Genomic DNA, 17,833 nt, shown 5'->3' on the forward strand with positions numbered 1-17,833 from the left:
CCGGACCGACGACCGCGTGGCCGCGCGGGTCCCGGCGGCATAGCGTGGGAGCCATGCCGAAAGCTGTGTGGAACGACGTGGTCGTGGCCGAGAGCGACGACACCGTGCTGGTGGAGGGGAACCACTACTTCCCACGTACCGCCCTGCGCGACGACCTGATCCGGGAGTCCGACACGCACACCGTCTGCCCGTGGAAGGGCACCGCCTCCTACTACACGCTCGTCCACGACGGGCGGACCAGCCCCGACGCCGTCTGGTACTACCCCGACCCGAAGGCGGAGGCGGAGATGGTCCGCGACCGGGTCGCGTTCTGGAAGGACGTCCGGGTCGTCGACTGAGCCACCCGCCCGCACCGGCGGCCGGAGCAGCGGTGGACGGTCGGCCGACCGTCAGTCCCGGTAGCTCCACGCCCGCCGGCCCCCGGCGGCGACCGCCGGGGCCGGCGCGGGCGGCACCTCGCGGCGGCGGCGCAGCAGCAGCGACAGCACGGCCGCGCCGATCGACAGCGCCCCCGCCGCGTACCAGGCCGGCGCGTAGTCGCCGAGCCGGTCCCGGACCAGCCCCGCCCCGGTGGCGGCGACGGCCGCGCCGACCTGGTGCGCGGCGAAGACCCAGCCGAAGACCACCGCGCCGGACGCGCCGAAGTACTCCCGGCACAGCGCCACCGTGGGCGGCACCGTGGCGACCCAGTCCAGCCCGTAGAAGACGATGAAGACCAGCATGCTCGGCTCGGCCGTGGCCGCGAAGAGCCCCGGCAGCACCAGCAGGGAGCCGCCGCGCAGCGCGTAGTAGGCGCCCAGCAGCAGCCGGCTGTCCACCCGGTCGGTCAGCCAACCCGAGGCGACCGTGCCGACGATGTCGAAGAGCCCGACCAGCGCCAGCAGCCCGGCGGCGGTGGTCTGCGGCATCCCGTGGTCGTGCGCGGCCGGCACGAAGTGCGTGCCGACCAGCCCGTTGGTGGTCGCGCCGCAGATCGCGAAGCCGCCGGCCAGCAGCCAGAACGGCCGCGTCCGGGCCGCCTGCGCCAGCGCGCCGACGGCCCGCGACGCCGCCCCGCCCGCCGGCGGCGTCGGGGGCACGACCTCGGCCGCGCCGTAGGCGGGCAGGCCGAGATCCGCCGGGTACTCGCGCAGCAGCCACACCACCAGCGGTACGACCGCCACCGCCGCCCCGGCGACCACGAGCGCCGCCGCCCGCCAGCCATGCGCGTCGACGAGCATGGCGACCAGCGGGAGGAAGACGAGCTGGCCGGTCGCGCCGCCGGCGGTGAGCACGCCGGTGACCAGGCCACGGCGGCGCACGAACCAGCGCCCGGTGACGGTCGCCACGAAGGCCAGCGCCATCGACCCGGTGCCGAGCCCGACGAGCACGCCCCAGCACAGGACGAGTTGCCAGCTCGCGGTCATGAAGACGGTCAGCCCGCTGCCCGCCGCGACCGTCAGCAGCGCGCCGGTGACCACCCGCCGGATGCCGAACCGGTCCATCAGCGCGGCGGCGAACGGCGCGGTGAGCCCGTAGAGCAGCAGGTTGACCGAGACCGCGGCGGAGATGGTGGCCAGCGGCCAGCGGAACTCGGCGTGCAGCGGATGCAGCAGCACCGAGGGGGTGGCGCGGAAGCCCGCCGCGCCGACCAGCGCGACGAACGCGACGGCGGCGACGGTCCAGGCCGGGTGCAGGCGACGAGGTCGGGTCACGGGTCGAGTCTGCGGATCGGGGCGGCCGACGACGAGTGGCCGGAAAGCCATCATGCGCAATAATCGGGCCATGACCGTCCGCCCGCACCGAATCGCCGTGCTCGCCACCGACCAGGTCGTCGGCCTCGACCTCGGCACCCCCGCCCAGGTCTTCGGCACCGCGCGCGACGCCGACGACGTGCCGCTCTACCTGGTCGACACCTGCACCGCGGGCGCCCTCCCGGTGCGCAGCACCGCCGGCTACCAGGTGCTCCCCGACCACGGGCTGGAACTGCTGGAGGCCGCCGACACGGTGGTCGTCCCCGGCATCCACGGCGGGCCACCGATGCGCGACGGGACGCTCGACCCGGCGGTGGCGGACGCGCTGCGCGGGGCGTACGCACGGGGTGCCCGGATCATGTCCATCTGCACCGGGGCGTTCGTGCTGGCCGCGGCCGGGCTGCTCGACGACCGGCGGGCCACCACCCACTGGGCGTACGCCGACCGTTTCCGGCGGCTCCACCCGGCTGTGGACCTCGACCCGGACGTGCTCTTCATCGCCGACGACCGGGTGCTCACCTCGGCCGGGGTGGCCGCCGGGATCGACCTCTGCCTGCACGTCATCCGCACCGACCACGGCAGCGAGGTGGCCAACCGGGCGGCCCGGCGTTGCGTGGTCCCGCCGTGGCGCGACGGCGGCCAGGCCCAGTACATCGAGCGCCCCGTGCCGAAGACGGCGGACGCGGGCACGGCCGGGGCGCGGGAGTGGGCCCGCCATCGGCTGCACGAGCCGGTCAGCCTGCGCGACCTGGCCGGGCAGGCCCGGATGAGCGTGCGGACCTTCACCCGGCGCTTCCGCTCCGAGACCGGGATGAGCCCGGCGCAGTGGCTGCTCCAGCAGCGCACCGACCACGCCCGGCTACTGCTGGAGACGACCGACCTCACCGTCGACCAGGTCGCCCGACGGTCCGGCTTCGGCACCGCCGCGGCGCTCCGGCAACAGTTGCACCAGCGCATCGGCGTGACCCCGTCGACCTACCGCCGCACCTTCCACCACCCCTGACCCTCGCCCTTCCCTCGCCCTCGCCCCTCCCTCCCCGCGCCCTCCCCGCGCCCCGCGATCTTGCGCTTTCGGCCCGGCATTCGCCCTCTTCCACGTGGTTTGTCGGGGGCGACAAGTGCAAGATCGCGGAGTGGGGACGGGTCAGGTCAGGGGGTGCGGAGCATGCGGAGTTGGGCCAGGTGTTTCGGGAGGTGGACGCGGGTGTGCAGGTCGAGGGTGCGGCCCCAGGGCAGGGTGTCGTCGACGACCAGGTCGAAGCCCTCGCGCAGGTGCGTCTCGACCGGGGTCTCCGCTGCCGGCCCGAGCCGCTCGGTCAACACGCAGAGCTTCTGGCTGGTGGCCCGCAGCAGGGTGGCCAGCCCGTCCAGCCCGCCGCACTCGACGACCAGCGCGTCCACCTGCGGACGGTGGATGGTCTCCAGGTCGTAGTACGCGAACGGCGAACCGGCGATGACCGCCTCCGTCGCCTCGGTCATCAACTCGTCGTTGGCGGCGAGGTGGGCGACGATCTGCTCGGCGCTGAGCTGCCCGGCCGGCGGTGGCCCGAACCCGCCCGCGTCGACCTCGGCGAGCACCTCCTCGTACGCCCCTCGCAACGCCCCGCTGTCCATGCCCTCAGTGAATCCCGCCCCGCGCCGTCCGCCCCAGCGTTCCCGCACATGGTTCACCCGGACGGGGGCCGAGGCCGAGGGCCGGGGCCGGAGGAACACTGGTGGTCGAGCCCGCGCAGCCTGAGCCGTAGGACGGAATCAGGCCAGCGGTCCGACTTCGCTGCGCCGCCCGGCCAGCGGACCAATCGGCCAGCAACCCAGCCGGCCAGCAGGATCAGCGGGGTCAGCGGCGACGGGGCTGGCGGGCGCGGAGGTAGTCGGAGACGACGTACTCGCCGAGATCCTCGAGGTCGGGGGTGAACATGCGGCCCTTCGAACGGCGGGCGACGGCGTCGACGAAGCGGCGCAGGCCGGGGTCGTCGCCGAGCATGAACAGGTTGAGCGTGGCGCCGCAGCGGGTCAGCCGGTCCACCTCACGGACGGTCGCCTCGACCGTCTCCGGCAGCGGCGGCCAGTGGAACAGCGCCTCCCCGCCGTCCGGGTCCAGGTGGGCGGTCGGCTCCCCGTCGGTCACCACCAGCACCACGGGCTCGGCGCCCGGATGCCGGCGCAGGTGCCGGCCGGCCAGCCGCAGCGCGTGCTGAAGGTTCGTGCCCTGCTGCATGTCCGGCTCGACGGCGGCCAACTCCTGCTCGGTCAGTGGCAGCGCCTCCCGGCCGAACCCGACGATCTGCAGCGCGTCCTGCGGGAACCGGGTGGCCATCAGGTGCGCCAGCGCCAGCGCGGTCTGCTTCATCGGGCCCCACCGGCCCTGCGAGATCATCGAGTAGGACAGGTCGACGCAGAGCGCCACCGCCGCCGACGCCCGCCGCTCGGTCTCCACCACCTCGAAATCCTCGACGGCCAACTGCACCGGCACGCCCGTCCCGGCGCGACGGACGGCCCGGGTCAGCGTCCGCACCACGTCCAGGGGCTGCTCGTCGCCGTACTCCCACGGGCGGGAGCCCCCGCTGACCTCGCCGGCGGCGCCCGCCGAACGCAGGTCGTGCTGGCCGCGCGGCCCGGCCGTCAGGTCGGCGAAGACCCGCCGCAGCGCGGTGCCGCCGAGCCGGCGCAGCGCCTTCGGGCTCAGGGTCAACCCGTCGGCGTCCCGGCTCACCCATCCCTGCCGGCGCAGTTCCCGCTCCAGCTCCCGCAGCCGGCGTACGTCGTCGGCGGCGTCCCGGCCCAGCGTCCGGGCCACCGCGTCGACGTCGACGTCGTCCAGGGTGGCACCCGGGTGCTCCTGGTCGAGCTGGTCGAGCAGCCCGTCCAGTTCGGCGATCTCGCCGAGCGCGCCGGCGGCCTCGCCGTAGCCGAGCGGCCGGTCGCCGCGCACCCGCTCGCCACGGCCCCCGTGCAGGTCGGGCCGGAGCGCACGGAGGTTGGCGTCCAACGCGGCCAACTCCCCGGCGAGCCGGTCGCCGAGCGACTGCCGCATCAGGCCCGCCAGCTCCTCCCGCTGCCGGTCGGACAGCGAGCGCAGCAGCCGCTCCCCGGCGGCCGACCGGCGGGCCAGCACGTCGACCAGCTCGTCGACGTCGGCCGGCTGCTCGGGGAAGAACTCGCCGTGCCGGCGCATGAACTCGGCGAACGCGTCGGTGGTGTCCTCGGACCGGGCGTGCCGGGCCAGCAGGTCGTTCAGGTCGCGCATCATCTCGGCCAGCCGCCGCTGGGCGGCCGGGTCCGCCGAGGCCCGCACCGCGTCCCGCAGCCCGGCGAAGCGCTGGCCCAGCACGTCGTCGCGGAGCCCGTCCAGGATCCGCTGGTACGTCCGGCGCGCCTCGTCGCTGGCCCACCCGTAGCCCGCCAGCTCCGCCACCGCCCGGGCGGTCGAGCGGGGCAGGTTGTCCAGCACCGCCTCGGCGAACCGCGCGGCGTCGCCGTCGCGCCCGCGCAGCTCGTCCCGCTCGGCGGCGAGCGCCTGGTCGAGCAGGGCCCGGGCCCGGGTGACCGCCCCGTCCAGGTCGCCCCGCCGCAGCGCCTCCCGGCGCAGCCGCCTCGCCCGCGCGGCCAGGTCGTCCAGGCCGCCGCGTCCGTGCGGGCCCCGGCGCAGCAGGTCGCGCAACGCCTCCCGGAGACTGCCGCCGGCCAGCACCTCCGCGCCGACGGCGTCCACCGCGCCCCGCACGTCGTACGGGGGCGCGAGCGGGTCGGGGCCGCCGCGCCACTGCCCGTACCGGAACCGGTTGCCGGCCATGCTCAGGCCCGGCCGCCGTAGCGGGTCCGGCCGGAGTCCGTGACGTCCTTGCCGAGCCGGCGGGTCAGGTGCAGCCCCTCCAGGACGAACTCGACGCCGGCGGCGGCCTGCTCGGGGGTGGGCGCGTCGCCCAGGCCGAGCCGGTCCAGCGCCTTGGCGAGCCCGGGAACGGTGCCCACCTGGCGCAGCAGCTCCGCCGAGCTGACCAGCTCGCCGGTCTCGATCACCGCGTCCTCGTCGACCAGGGCGGTGAAGCCGGACAGGTCCAGCCCCGCCAGCCGGGCCCGGAACGTCTCGGCCGTCGCGGTCCGCAGCAGATGGCCGAGGATCTCGACCTCCCGCCCCTCCTCGCCGCTCTCGAACTCCACCTTCCCGCGCAGTGTCGACGTCACCGACACCGCGTCGCCCACCCGGGCCACCGGCGCCTCGGGGCGCCCCCCGTCGGCACCGGCGGCGAGAAGGCCGGCGCGGCGCAGAGCGGCGGCGGCGACCGTCTCGGTGGCGGCGATCGCGAACCGGGCGGAGACGCCGGAGCGCGGGTCCACCGACGGCGACTCGCGCACGGCGCGGGCGAACCGCGCGAGGACCTCCAGCACGTGCTCCGGCACCTCGGCGACCGGGTCGGCCTCCTGCCGGATCAGAGCCAGCTCCAGGTCGAGGTCGGCCGGATAGTGGGTGCGGACCTCCACGCCGAAGCGGTCCTTCAGCGGGGTGATGATCCGGCCCCGGTTGGTGTAGTCCTCCGGGTTGGCGCTGGCCACCAGGAACAGGTCCAGCGGCAGCCGCAGCTGGTAGCCGCGGACCTGGATGTCCCGCTCCTCCAGCACGTTGAGCAGCGCGACCTGGATCCGCTCGGCCAGGTCGGGCAGCTCGTTGACCGCGAAGATGCCCCGGTTGGTGCGCGGTACGAGACCGAAGTGGATGGTCTCCGGGTCGCCGAGGGTGCGCCCCTGGGCGACCCGGATCGGGTCGACGTCGCCGATCAGGTCGCCGACGCTGGTGTCCGGGGTGGCCAGCTTCTCGCCGTAGCGCATCGAGCGGTGCAGCCAGGCGACCGGCAGGTCGTCCCCGGCCTCGGCGACCAGCGCCCGGGAGGCCGGGGTGAGCGGGTGCAGCGGGTGCTCGTTGAGCACCGAGCCGGCGATCACCGGGGTCCACTCGTCGAGCAGCCCTGCCAGCGAGCGGATGAGCCGGGTCTTGCCCTGGCCCCGTTCGCCGAGCAGCACCATGTCGTGCCCGGCGAGCAGCGCCCGCTCGACCTCGGGCAGCACCGTGTCGTCGTAGCCGACGATGCCGGGGAAGCGGTCGGCGCCGGAGCGCATCCGGGCCAGAAGGTTGTCGCGGAGTTCCTGCTTGACCGTGCGGTACGCGTGGCCGGCCGCCCGCAGCGCGCCGAGCGTGCCGGGTAGGTCGGCCGGTGGGACCGGGGTAACCGGGGAAGGCGCAGTCACCCCAACCACGCTAGCTCACGGAGCCGGGGGCGCCCGGTCCGTCGACCGGGCGCCCCCGCCGTCGGTACGGCTCAGCCTCGGCCACAGTCCCCGCAGGCGCCCCGGCGGCGCAGGTGGTACGCGTACGTGGCCGCGCCGAGGGCGACGCCCCAGAACGGCCACAGCAGCATCGGCGCGGTGGCCAGGCTGACCTCGCCGAAGTCCCAGAAGGCGGGGCTGGCGAGCAGCCCGAGCGTCGCCGCGGTGACCGCCACCGCGACGAGGGTGGCCGGGACCACGGCGAGCCTTACCGGGACCGGCCGCCCGGCCAGGCCGGCCATCCAGCGCGGGAACCGCTCGCCCCAGCGCTGCACGAGGCCCAGCGTGAGGACCGCGCCCACCAGCGCGAACCCGCCCAGCCCGGCGCCCGCCCACACCAGCCCGCTCGCCCGCATCTCGTCGAGGAACGACTGCTCGATGCCGAGCGGGATGCCGGCCGCCCAGGCGAGCCGGGTGACGGCGTACAGGGCCGGGATGGTGGCCGCGACCCAGGCCGCCCAGCGCCCCCAGCGGGTGGCCGAGGCGGGCGAGGTCCAGCCGTGGTCGGTGCCGTCGCGTCCGCACCCCGGGCAGGCGCCGGCGGTGCGCCGCTGCCAGCCCAGCACGGCCCCGGCGAGCAGCACCCCGCCGACGACGGCCGCGAACCGGGCGAACAGCGCCCAGGTGAAGATGTCGGCGTAGTCCACCGGCGGCCAGCCGAACGGCGCGCCGATGACCAGGATCGGGGCGTACCCGAGGATGGTCAGCACTCCCACGTCCGGCACGACGACGGCCAGCAGGAACGCGACCGTCCAGGCGTACGCCGACAGCAGCGCGCGCAGCGGCCGGCCCGGACGCTGCGGGCCGGCCATGGCGAGCGCGGCGACGGCGGCGCTGAGCAGCAGCGCGGCGAACAGCGGCGGCCCGGCGGCGGTCGGGACCAGCCGCAGCAGGTTCAGGTCCCCGCCGGGGTCGTTCGCGCCGAACGGGTAGCCGGCGCCGGTGGCGGTGGAGACGAGGGCGAGCACGCCCCACAGGCCGAGCCAGGCGGCGGCGAGCGGGGCGAGCCGTGCTGACCGGTGCACGGCCGGCCGGCGGGTGTGCGGAAGGGTCGTCGTCATGCCTTCAGCCTCGGCCGGCGGGCCCCGCGTTCCCTCCCGTGCGGCGGTGAACCCACTCCCCCTGCGGAGGGAACCACCTGCTTGACCCGGAAGGGCCGTTCAGCCCGACGGGGTGACGAACCCCGACTCGTACGCCGCGATCACCGCCTGGGTGCGGTCGCGCACGCCGAGCTTGGCCAGCACGTTGCCGACATGGGTCTTCACCGTCTCCACGCCCACCACGAGGTGCGCGGCGATCTCGGGGTTGGACAGGCCGGTGGTCATCAGCCGCAGCACCTCGGCCTCCCGGTCGGTGAGCCGGGCGGCCTCCAGCCGGTCGGCGCCCCGCCCCCCGTACGCCCCGGCGAGGCGGCGGATGGCGGCGGGGAACAGCAGGGACTCGCCGCGCGCGACCACCCGGACCGCCTCCACCACCTCCGCCGGCCGGGCCCGCTTGAGCAGGAACCCGCTGGCTCCGGCGCGGAGCGCGTCGTAGACGTACTCGTCGTTGGCGAACGTGGTCACCACCAGCACCCGGGGCGGGTCGGCGGAGGTGGCGAGCAGCCGCCGGGTGGCCTGGATGCCGTCGATGCCGGGCATCCGCACGTCCATCAGCACCACCTGGGGGCGCAGCCGGGCGACCAGCGGCGGCACCTCCGCGCCGTCGGTGGCCTCGCCGAGCACCCGCAGGTCGGGCTGGGCGTCGAGGATGGCCCGCAGCCCCACCCGGATCAGCTCGTCGTCGTCGACGATCAGCACGCCGGTGGTGGTCGTCGCGGTGTCGGTCATCAGGTCCCCTCGAATGGCAGCCGTACCCGGATCCGCCAGCGGTCGCCGTCGGGCCCGACGGTCAGCCGGCCGCCGAGCAGCAGCACCCGCTCCCGCATCCCGTCCAGGCCCCGGCCGCCCCGGCCCGGGTCGGCACGGCGCCGGCGGCCCACCGCGTTGTCCAGCTCCAGCTCCAGCGCGTCGGCGTGCACGCCCAGGCGCAGCGTGACCGGCCCCCGACCGTACCGGGCGGCGTTGGTCAACCCTTCCTGGACTATCCGGTAGCCCTCCCGGGAGACGGCCGCGGGCAGGTCGGCGAGGTCGCCGGCGCACCGCGCGTCGACGGGCAGGCCGGCGGCGCGGGTGTCGGCCACCAGCCGGTCCAGGTCGGCGAGCGTACGCTGCGGGGCGGGCGCGGCCCGCCCGCCCGCGGGCTCGCGCAGCAGCCCGAGCACGTGGTCCAGGTCGTCCATGGCGGTGCGCCCGGCCTCCTCGATCGCGGTCAGCGCGCGCCGGGCGAACTCCGGGTCCCGGTCGAGCAGTTCGCGGGCCGCCCCCGCCTGGAGGGTGGCGACGGTCAGCGCGTGCCCCACCGAGTCGTGCAGCTCCCGGGCCAGCCGGTTGCGTTCGGCGAGTCGGGCGGCCCGGGCCTCCAGGGCCGCGATCCGTTCCGCCTGGGCCGGGCCGAGCAGCACCGGGGCCATCGACACGGCCAGCGCGCCCAGCCCGGCGACGGCGTAGCCGAGCGCCACCAGCACCACGATGCCCGTAAGGGTCAGCCAGCCGGTGTCCCGCCCGTCGAACGGCCCGAACCGCTCTCCGCCGGTCATCCCGATGTCGAGGCCGAACTGCTGGCCGATGAAGGCCAGCGCCATCGGCACCGCGCTGAACAGGGCGGCCACCACCAGCCCGCCGCTGACGAGGTGCAGCCCGATCCAGAGCGCCGAACGCAGTCGGGTCTCGCGGTCGGCGGCGTGCCCGGGCGCCGGGTCGGGCAGGTCGACGCCGAGCAGGGCCCGCGCGGCCGCGATCTCCAGCGCCCGGGGGCCGTCGAGGAAGACCGGGACCGCCGCGATGGTCGCCGCGACGACGAGCAGCCCCAGCACCAGCGGCCGGGGCACGTCGGGCTGCGTCAGCATCTGCGCGAACACCACCGCCAGCAGCACGTACGGCAGCACGAGCACCCCGCCGAGCAGCAGGAACACTCCGCGCCGCCAGGTGCTGCCGGCCACCAGCGGGGCGAGGGCGGTGCGGGGCTTCACCCGCCCATTCTGTCCCGGGGCCGCCCCGCGCCGACTCCCCCACGTCGGGGAGATCGGTGGCCCGGCCGCCGGTCGGACGAGGGGCGCGTCAGCGGTGCTCGTCGACGTAGCGCTGCGGGTCCTTGTCGGTGAAGGGCAGGTCGCGGCCGTTCCTGTGCTCGCCGTAGAAGGTCAGCCAGCGGCGGCCCAGCTCGGCGCGCAGTTCGTCGCTCGCGTGCCGGCGGAAGTCGGGCAGCGCCTCGTCCTCCTCCTCGGCGAGGTGCTCGCTGTTCTCCCGGCGGGCGGTACGCACCGCCGCCCACCACTGGTCGGAGCCCACCGGGTGCAGCTTGGACTCGGCCACCGCGTCGCGGATCTTGTTGTGGTCGCCGATGGCGTCGACGGTTTCGGCCTCGCCGTCGTCGCCGTGGCGCACCAGGTGCGGGTAGAGGATCGCCTCCTCCGCCTCGGCGTGGATGTCGAGGTGCAGGGCGAGCGCGTCCCAGATCGCCAGCAGCTCGTGCTCGTCGCGGGCGTCGTCGAGGCGGGCGAAGCCCCGCCGGAAGGCGGCGTGGTCGTCGAGGATCAGCGAGGTGATGTCGTCCATCGGGCTCACTTTCCGGTTCGGGCCCGGAGCAGGCGGGGCATCGCCCGGGACCCGAACTGCCAGGTGCCGAGGCCGATCGTGGACAGGGGTTTCGGGGTGTCGAGCTGGACGAGACGCATGTCACCGAACCTACCCGGACAAGAGGGACGGTACGCCCGTTCGGGCTCGCGCAAGGAGCGGCAGCGCCCCGGTGCCGCCCCGGTGCCGCTCGCCGCACCTCCGGCACAATGGGCGGGTGCGATTCCTCATCCGGCCCGCCCGGCCCGACGAGGCGACCGAGCTGACCGAGCTGGCGCTGCGCTCCAAGGGCCACTGGGGATACGACACGGAGTTCCTGGCCCGCTGCCGTACGGAGCTGACGCTGACGCCGGCGGACGTGACTGCCCGACACGTGGCGGTGGCCGAGCGGGACGGCCGGGTGGTGGGCCTGGTGGTGCTCGCCGGCGCGCCGCCCGAACTAGAACTGGACATGCTCTTCGTGGACCCGCCGGCGATCGGCACCGGCGCCGGCCGGGTGCTGTTCGACCACGCCGTGGCCGCCTCCCGCGCCGCTGGCGCCCGTACGCTGTGGATCGAGGCGGACCCGGGCGCCGAGGCCTTCTACCGGCACGTCGGCGCGGTACCCGCCGGCACCTGCGTCTCCCCCTCCACCGGCCGCACCCTGCCCCGCCTCCGCTTCGACCTCTGACCTCCGCGTCGGATCGGGCGGGAGGCTAGGGTCGGGGCGTGACGTACCTGGCAGCGGACGACCGTTACGAGACGATGGCCTACCGGCGCAGCGGGCGCAGCGGGCTGCGGCTGCCCGCGATCTCGCTCGGGCTGTGGCACAACTTCGGCCCGGACCGGCCCTACGAGCGGCAGCGGGACATCGTCCGCCGCGCCTTCGACCTCGGCGTGACCCACTTCGACCTGGCCAACAACTACGGCCCGCCGCCGGGCGCCGCCGAGGAGAACTTCGGCCGGATGCTCGCCACGGACCTCAGGGCGTACCGGGACGAGTTGGTGATCTCCAGCAAGGCCGGCTACCTGATGTGGCCGGGCCCGTACGGCGAATGGGGTTCCCGCAAGTACCTGGTCTCCTCGTTGGACCAGTCGCTGCGCCGCCTCGGGCTGGACTACGTCGACATCTTCTACTCGCACCGCTTCGACCCGGACACCCCGCTGGAGGAGACGATGGGCGCGCTCGACGCCGTCGTCCGCTCCGGCAGGGCGCTCTACGTCGGCATCTCCAACTACGACTCGGAGCAGACCGAGCGGGCCGCCACGATCCTGCGCGAGCTGGGCACGCCGCTGCTGATCAACCAGCCGTCCTACTCCATGCTCAACCGCTGGGCGGAGGACGACGGCCTGCTCGACACGCTGGAGCGGGTCGGCGCGGGCTGCATCGCCTACAGCCCGCTCGCCCAGGGCCTGCTCACCGACCGCTACCTCGGCGGGATCCCCGCGGACTCCCGGGTGCGCACCAGCGTCTTCCTCAGCGAGAGCGACCTCGGCGAGGAGAAGATGGCCACCATCCGGGCGCTCGGCGCGATCGCCGAGCGGCGCGGCCAGTCCCTGGCGCAGCTCGCGCTCGCCTGGGCGCTGCGCGATCCGCGGATGACGAGCCTGATCATCGGGGCGAGCAGCGTGCCCCAGTTGGAGGCGAACATCGCCGCGCTGGACAACCTCGACTTCACCGCCGAGGAACTGGCCGAGATCGAGCGCCGCCTCGGCTGAGCCGCACCGGTTCCCGGGAAGTCTGGAAATGGCGTCGACGTGATTGCCGGACGGGCCGGTGGAATCGCACCACCGGCCCGTCCACGCACTCAGCAGTTCATCTACTGCGGGTGCGAGACGTCCCCGCAGGTGACGATTCCACCGATGGCCGGGTTGGCCCGAGCGTGGTACCAGACGGTGCCGGACGAGTCGGCCATCGAGCCGCCCCAGAGAACGCAGCCGCCCAGGCCCACGTACGTCTTGGCCGGCCCGGCGTAGTAGAACTTCAGCCCCTCGTCCTGAACCGGCGACGCGTAGTCCGTGTCGGCGTAGACCCCGGTGCGGGTCGCCACCCCGGCGTACGCCGACTTGATCGTCACCACGCACGCGTAGCCGGTCAGGTTGTTGCGCAGCAGGTGGACCGTGCCCAGCAGCTCGCCGGTGTCCTTGCGGATCGGGTCCTGGTCGATCCGCGTGTAGCCGACGCCGCACACCGCCTCCGGCGTGTACGGGTTGACCGCCGCCTGCGCCGGGGCACCCACCACCCCGACCAGGGCCGCCGCCGCCGTCACCGCGACCGCCATTCTCCGCATCATTCGGAACACCCGTTCTCCCCCTTCACCGAGCGATCTGGTTGCCGGGACAGAATGGCAATTCCGGCACGCAGCGATGTATGTCCGGACCAGACACCACAACGGCATCGATGTGTGCCCGACGGCCACCCCGACCATTTCACCAGCGGTGGCACGGCGCTTTCATTGACGTTCTTTGATTATGACCAATCACACGACCAACTCTGCCGCTGCCACAGATCACTCGTGCAGGGGAGGCGGCGGCCCGAGAGGACTTGTGATGCTGCGAGTCGAGAGCACAATCCGCTCACACCAGGAGAACGCATGACCAGAGCAGGCTTCCGCACGTTGGCGGCCCTCAGCATGGCGACGGTGACCGCGTCCGCCATCCCGGCCGCTTCTCCGGGGGCGGCCTCCACCCGGACGCAGTCGATCGCGCGCGTGACCGGGTCGGCACGGGTCTTCTACCCCCAGGCGCCCGACGACGACGTCCGTTTCACCTTCGACGCCCACGCCGTCTCCCCCGCCGCAGGTCAGGTCCCTCACCCTGCCGATGCCGAGGGAACGGTCCGCGTCTACCACCGGGTGGCCGCCTTGAATCTCACCCTCTGGGCCGAAGGAGCGGTGAACTGCGTGATGACCAGCGGCCGAGCCTCGACACTGACCGCGATCGTCACGAAGACCTCGCCCGAGCTGACTCAGAGCTGGCTGGGCAGGCACCTCGGCTTCACCGTCTTCGACGGCGGTGACGACGATTCCGGGCGCAGCCTCGACCAGTTGGGTTCGACAGGACCGGTAGAGAACCTGGCCACGTGCATGGCCGGGAGCCCGAACGCACCCGTCATGGCACCCGCGCCGTTCTTCACGGTACGAAGCGGCGGATACCGGGTCACATCCGCCTGAAACGCCGCACCAAGGCCAGCCGGCACCTGCCGGTGCCAACTGGCACAGCTGGGGCACGTGGCGGGCCAAGAGCCGCAGGAACGCCGAAACGCCCTGGTGGAGGATGTCCCTCACCAGGGCGCTTCGCAAGGGTGGAGCCGAGGGGACTCGAACCCCTGACCCCCACACTGCCAGGGGGGATCTTGGATCTCCGCCGCCACCCTGGCCGGTCAGGATGGCACGATAGGCCGTACGCCCTTGACTCCCCGCTACTACCCGCATCGACCGGCCGTACTGGCACGGATCTGGCACGCCTGGCTTAGCCGGCCATTGTCCCCCTCCTCACCTCGGTCCACTTGCGGCTGCCGGCGATCTCGCTCGGGCTGTGGCGCAACTTCGGCCCGAACCTGCCTCCACCCCCTCGGTCGCGTGAGGACGGTGTCGCCGAAGGTCGACCGTCGAGCCGTGTCACACCCCGGGGAGCCCGTGGCGTTCTTCTGGGCAGGAGGTGCGCGGGTGGAGAGTTTCGATGACGTGATGGCAGCCCGGTTGCCGACCCTGCTGCGGTACGCGGCCGTGCTGACCGGCGACCGGGACCTCGCCCAGGACGTGGTCCAGGACGCGATGATCCGGGCACACGCCCGGTGGGGCCGGATCGGTCGGATGGACCGACCCGACCTGTACCTGCGCCGGATGGTGCTCACCGAGTACCTCTCCCTGCGGCGGCGCCGAGCCCGACGGGCGGCGCTGGACGAGGCACGCCGACCGGTCGAGGAGCACGGCCCCGATCACGCGGTCGGCCACGCCGAGCGCGACGACCTGTGGGCGCGAATGGCGGCGCTGCCGCCCCGGCAGCGGGCCGTGGTTGTGCTGCGCTACTACGAGGACCTTTCCGATGTCGAGATCGCCGACGTGCTGCGGTGCGCGGTCGCGTCGGTCCGGGTCTACCGGGCCCGGGCCCTCGCCGCTCTCAGGCTTGAGCTGGAACTGGAGGAGAGCCGATGAACGCACGACTGTTCCGGGCCCTTGCCGAGGGGGAACGGCACACTCCCGACACCGAGGTCGTGCTGGCCGAGGTGCGGGTCGGGATAGCCCGCTCCGCCCGGCGACGACGGTACGCGACCGTCGGGCTCGCCGCGGTCGCCACGCTGGGCCTGACCGGCACGACGGTGCTCATCGGCGGTGACGAGGGGTTTCTGTCCCGTCCGGCCGACAGCGCGTCCCCGTCCGGGCGAGCGACCCCGGTGCCGCCGCAGGAGTGCCGGCTCAGCCTCGGCTGGCTCCCCACAGGACTGTCCACGCCGATCCGGAGCTGCGGCCCCGCCGCGCAGAGCATCCTCTATCCGATGAGCGGCGGCGCGTACCTCAGCGTGAGCATCGACCAGTCGGGCCGGCAGGGCACGCCGACAACGCGCGGATGGAAGCCTGTCGCCGTCAACGGCCGCCCCGGGCGGACGGTCACCCGGGCGACCCGGTCGTTCGTCGAGTTCCCACTCCCGTCGGGCCGCTGGGCCTCGCTGGAGTACGGCGTCGGCACTCCGGGCGGTCCAGCGGCCAAGGGGCTGGAGACCACGGCCCGGCGGATCGCCGAGCAGTTGACTGAAACGCCGTCGGGGCCGCTCGGCGCTCCGTTCGCCCCGGCCTACCTGCCGGCCGGGCAGCGCCTCGCCATGGTCACGCACGGCGGTGGCCTGCACTTCGGGGTGGCGTACCAGGACGGCTCGGGCCGGCCGCATGGCGCGGCGGAGGGCATCACCGAGGACGGGGTGGTCACCGACCTGCCGACGATCGATGTCGGCACCACGTACCGGATCAGCTGGAGCGCTGACGCGGCGAACAGGTTCCCGCTCAACCCGGACGAGCGGGTCGGGGACGTACAGGGACTGCCGACCTACCTGACCAACCAGGGAAGGGCCCTGGTGCTGGAGGGCTTCCACGGCGGGCAACTGGTGGTGTCGGGGTCCAGCCCCGTGCCGGTCCGGGTGTCATCCCCGCCGGACCCGGCCGCCGTCACTCCGGAACTCGTACGGATCGCGCAGGGGGTGCGCTGGTTCGGCTGACACCGGGGGCAGCCGAGCCACGACGTGCCCCACCCGACGTCGGTGCCTCCGGTCATCCGGTGTGCCGACGTCGGGTGGGGTCCGGCGAGGTTCAGGTCGTTCCGGAAGTATGGATCTGGCACGTAGCGCCCCGAGAGCGGCGCGAACGGAAAACGCCCTAGTGGGGGGATTATGTCCCCCACTAGGGCGTTTCGCAAGGGTGGAGCCGAGGGGACTCGAACCCCTGACCCCCACACTGCCAGTGTGGTGCGCTACCAGCTGCGCCACGGCCCCTTGCCTCGTCCCGGTCGCCCGGGCACGAGAGAACTATACACACGCCCCGCCGCATGGTCATCTCGCGGGGTCCCCACCCCGCCGGTGGCTCAGTTGAGCGCCACGTCCGGCGGGAAGTGGGCGACCGCGGCCATCATGCCGCCCTGCCGGCGCAGCACCATCGGCCACAGGTCGTCGGGCCGGTCCACGAAGGCGTCGCCGGGAAGCGCGTCCAGCGAGAACCAGGAGCCGTCCTCGATCTCCTGCTCCAACTGGCCTGAGCCCCAGCCGGAGTAGCCGGCGAAGACGCGGATGCCGCTGATGCCCTCCCGCAGCCGCTCCGGGTCGACCGACAGGTCGAGCGTGCCGACCGCGCCGGAGATCGGGTGGAAGCCCTTGAGCCGCTGCACCGGGTGGCGCATCCGGGCCAGGCAGATCGCCGAGTCGGGCTGCACGGGCCCGCCCTCGAAGAGCACCGCCGGATCGCGGGCCAGGTCGCTCCAGTCGCCCAGCACGTCGGCGACCGGCACCTCGGTCGCCCGGTTGAGCACCACGCCGAGGGCGCCGCCGGGCTCGTGCGCGACCAGCAGCACGACGGTGCGGTCGAAGTTCGGGTCCTTCAGCGCCGGCGTCGCGACCAGCAACCGCCCGGCCATCGACCCCGTAGCCCGCCCGCCGATCGCCTGCCCCTCTCCCTGCATGCCGGACCCCCGTCAGACCGACCGCACCAGGACGCCCGGGGGCACCGGTGCCGTGCGCGCTGTCAACGCCATGCCTGGCACCATAGCTTGCCCCCGGGGCGGTGGTTAAGGTCTGACGGTCGGGTGATCGACAGACCTGAGGGAGGACCGATGGGCGTCACGGCGGAACTCGCGGTGATCGGGGGCTCTGGGCTCTACGCGCTGCTCGACGGCGCGACCGAGCACAAGGTGGACACGCCGTACGGGCCGCCGTCCGACGCCGTCACCATCGCCGACGTGGGCGGCCGGCGGGTGGCCTTTCTGCCCCGCCACGGCCGGGACCACCGCCACCCGCCGCACCTGATCCCGTACCGGGCCAACCTCTGGGCGCTGCGCTCCCTCGGCGTACGCCAGGTGCTCGCCCCGTGCGCGGTGGGCGGGCTGCGGCCGGAACTGGGGCCGGGCACGTTCGTGGTGCCGGACCAGCTCATCGACCGCACCAGCGGGCGCGCGCAGACCTACTACGACCAGAGCGCGGTGCACGTCTCGTTCGCCGACCCGTACTGCCCGGCCGGCCGTCGCACGCTGCTCGCCTCGGCGGCGCGGCGGGACGTCCCGGCGGTGGACGGCGGCACGGTGGTGGTGGTCGAGGGCCCCCGCTTCTCCACCCGCGCCGAGTCGCGCTGGTTCGCCTCGATGGGCGGCGCGGTGGTCAACATGACCGGGCACCCGGAGGCGGTCCTCGCCCGCGAGCTGGCCCTCTGCTACTCCTCGATCGCCCTGGTCACCGACCACGACGCCGGCGTGGAAGGTGGCGGCGCGGTGACCCAGGAGGAGGTGTTCCGGGTCTTCGGCGAGAACACCGACCGGCTGCGGGGCCTCCTGCTGGACGCGGTCGCCGCGCTGCCCGCCGAACGGGACTGCGACTGCGGGCGGGCGCTGGACGGCATCACCCTCCCCATCACGCTCCCCTAACGGGGG

18 protein-coding genes and 1 tRNA gene are annotated in these 17,833 nt (G+C 74.2%); 8 read left to right on the top strand and 11 right to left on the bottom strand.

Annotation, left to right across the window (positions count from 1 at the left end):
• The first annotated feature begins 53 nt into the window (after positions 1-53).
• Positions 54-338, top strand: a complete 285-nt coding sequence (locus ABT006_RS05115) for a DUF427 domain-containing protein (RefSeq protein WP_350682980.1) — start codon at positions 54-56, stop codon at positions 336-338.
• Between the two features lie 51 nt (positions 339-389).
• Here ABT006_RS05115 and ABT006_RS05120 read toward each other — a convergent pair whose 3' ends face one another.
• Entirely contained in the window at positions 390-1,694 is a 1,305-nt protein-coding gene (locus ABT006_RS05120) for an MFS transporter (protein ID WP_350703113.1), read from the bottom strand.
• A gap of 70 nt (positions 1,695-1,764) precedes the next feature.
• On the opposite strand from ABT006_RS05120, the gene ABT006_RS05125 reads away from it, so the two are divergent.
• Positions 1,765-2,736 (top strand): GlxA family transcriptional regulator, encoded by a 972-nt coding sequence (locus tag ABT006_RS05125; RefSeq protein WP_502890851.1) that lies wholly within the window; start codon positions 1,765-1,767, stop codon positions 2,734-2,736.
• A gap of 146 nt (positions 2,737-2,882) precedes the next feature.
• Here ABT006_RS05125 and ABT006_RS05130 read toward each other — a convergent pair whose 3' ends face one another.
• From ABT006_RS05130 to ABT006_RS05160, 7 genes are all read right to left on the bottom strand, one after another.
• On the bottom strand, positions 2,883-3,347 hold the full coding sequence (locus ABT006_RS05130; RefSeq protein ID WP_350703116.1) for a hypothetical protein: 465 nt from the start codon (positions 3,345-3,347) through the stop codon (positions 2,883-2,885).
• 223 nt (positions 3,348-3,570) lie between these two features.
• A complete protein-coding gene (locus tag ABT006_RS05135) occupies positions 3,571-5,526 on the bottom strand; it encodes a VWA domain-containing protein (protein WP_350703118.1) in 1,956 nt (651 codons plus the stop codon).
• A gap of 2 nt (positions 5,527-5,528) precedes the next feature.
• Positions 5,529-6,977, bottom strand: coding sequence for a magnesium chelatase ATPase subunit I (locus ABT006_RS05140; RefSeq protein WP_502890852.1), 1,449 nt, complete (start codon positions 6,975-6,977; stop codon positions 5,529-5,531).
• A gap of 71 nt (positions 6,978-7,048) precedes the next feature.
• Positions 7,049-8,116 carry a hypothetical protein gene (locus ABT006_RS05145; RefSeq protein ID WP_350703122.1) on the bottom strand — a complete coding sequence of 356 codons (1,068 nt, stop codon included), beginning with the start codon at positions 8,114-8,116 and terminating at the stop codon, positions 7,049-7,051.
• Between the two features lie 99 nt (positions 8,117-8,215).
• Positions 8,216-8,884 (bottom strand): response regulator transcription factor, encoded by a 669-nt coding sequence (locus tag ABT006_RS05150; RefSeq protein WP_350703124.1) that lies wholly within the window; start codon positions 8,882-8,884, stop codon positions 8,216-8,218.
• Positions 8,884-10,125 carry a sensor histidine kinase gene (locus tag ABT006_RS05155; RefSeq protein WP_350703125.1) on the bottom strand — a complete coding sequence of 414 codons (1,242 nt, stop codon included), beginning with the start codon at positions 10,123-10,125 and terminating at the stop codon, positions 8,884-8,886. Before ABT006_RS05155 ends, ABT006_RS05150 begins: the two co-directional genes overlap by 1 nt.
• Before the next feature lie 88 nt (positions 10,126-10,213).
• Positions 10,214-10,711, bottom strand: coding sequence for a hemerythrin domain-containing protein (locus tag ABT006_RS05160; RefSeq protein ID WP_350703127.1), 498 nt, complete (start codon positions 10,709-10,711; stop codon positions 10,214-10,216).
• Positions 10,712-10,946: 235 nt separating this feature from the next.
• Between ABT006_RS05160 and ABT006_RS05165 the strand changes: the two genes are divergently transcribed.
• Complete coding sequence (locus tag ABT006_RS05165; protein ID WP_350703129.1) at positions 10,947-11,399, top strand: GNAT family N-acetyltransferase; 453 nt, start codon at positions 10,947-10,949, stop codon at positions 11,397-11,399.
• 38 nt (positions 11,400-11,437) lie between these two features.
• Complete coding sequence (gene mgrA, locus ABT006_RS05170; protein WP_350703130.1) at positions 11,438-12,427, top strand: L-glyceraldehyde 3-phosphate reductase; 990 nt, start codon at positions 11,438-11,440, stop codon at positions 12,425-12,427.
• Positions 12,428-12,528: 101 nt separating this feature from the next.
• Here the strand turns inward: mgrA and ABT006_RS05175 are convergent, their stop codons facing one another.
• On the bottom strand, positions 12,529-12,990 hold the full coding sequence (locus tag ABT006_RS05175) for a hypothetical protein (protein ID WP_350703132.1): 462 nt from the start codon (positions 12,988-12,990) through the stop codon (positions 12,529-12,531).
• Positions 12,991-13,350: 360 nt separating this feature from the next.
• Between ABT006_RS05175 and ABT006_RS05180 the strand changes: the two genes are divergently transcribed.
• The 3 genes from ABT006_RS05180 to ABT006_RS05190 all read left to right on the top strand — a co-directional run bounded on the left by ABT006_RS05180 (position 13,351) and on the right by ABT006_RS05190 (position 15,920).
• Positions 13,351-13,881 carry a hypothetical protein gene (locus ABT006_RS05180; protein WP_350703134.1) on the top strand — a complete coding sequence of 177 codons (531 nt, stop codon included), beginning with the start codon at positions 13,351-13,353 and terminating at the stop codon, positions 13,879-13,881.
• 495 nt (positions 13,882-14,376) lie between these two features.
• The gene (locus ABT006_RS05185) at positions 14,377-14,865 is read left to right on the top strand and encodes a SigE family RNA polymerase sigma factor (RefSeq protein WP_350703136.1); all 489 of its coding nucleotides are present in this window, start codon (positions 14,377-14,379) and stop codon (positions 14,863-14,865) included.
• Positions 14,862-15,920: a hypothetical protein gene (locus tag ABT006_RS05190; protein ID WP_350703138.1), complete on the top strand. Its 1,059-nt coding sequence runs from the start codon at positions 14,862-14,864 to the stop codon at positions 15,918-15,920. The genes ABT006_RS05185 and ABT006_RS05190 overlap by 4 nt, the downstream gene beginning before the upstream one ends.
• Positions 15,921-16,120: 200 nt before the next feature.
• On the opposite strand, the gene ABT006_RS05195 is transcribed toward ABT006_RS05190, so the two are convergent.
• A tRNA-Ala gene (locus ABT006_RS05195) sits at positions 16,121-16,193 on the bottom strand.
• Between the two features lie 89 nt (positions 16,194-16,282).
• Positions 16,283-16,873: a YqgE/AlgH family protein gene (locus tag ABT006_RS05200; protein WP_350703140.1), complete on the bottom strand. Its 591-nt coding sequence runs from the start codon at positions 16,871-16,873 to the stop codon at positions 16,283-16,285.
• 150 nt (positions 16,874-17,023) lie between these two features.
• Between ABT006_RS05200 and ABT006_RS05205 the strand changes: the two genes are divergently transcribed.
• Complete coding sequence (locus tag ABT006_RS05205) at positions 17,024-17,827, top strand: S-methyl-5'-thioadenosine phosphorylase (protein WP_350703141.1); 804 nt, start codon at positions 17,024-17,026, stop codon at positions 17,825-17,827.
• Positions 17,828-17,833: the final 6 nt, after the last annotated feature.

It is taken from the genome of Micromonospora sp. NPDC002717 (assembly GCF_040295705.1).
Lineage (GTDB): Bacteria > Actinomycetota > Actinomycetes > Mycobacteriales > Micromonosporaceae > Micromonospora.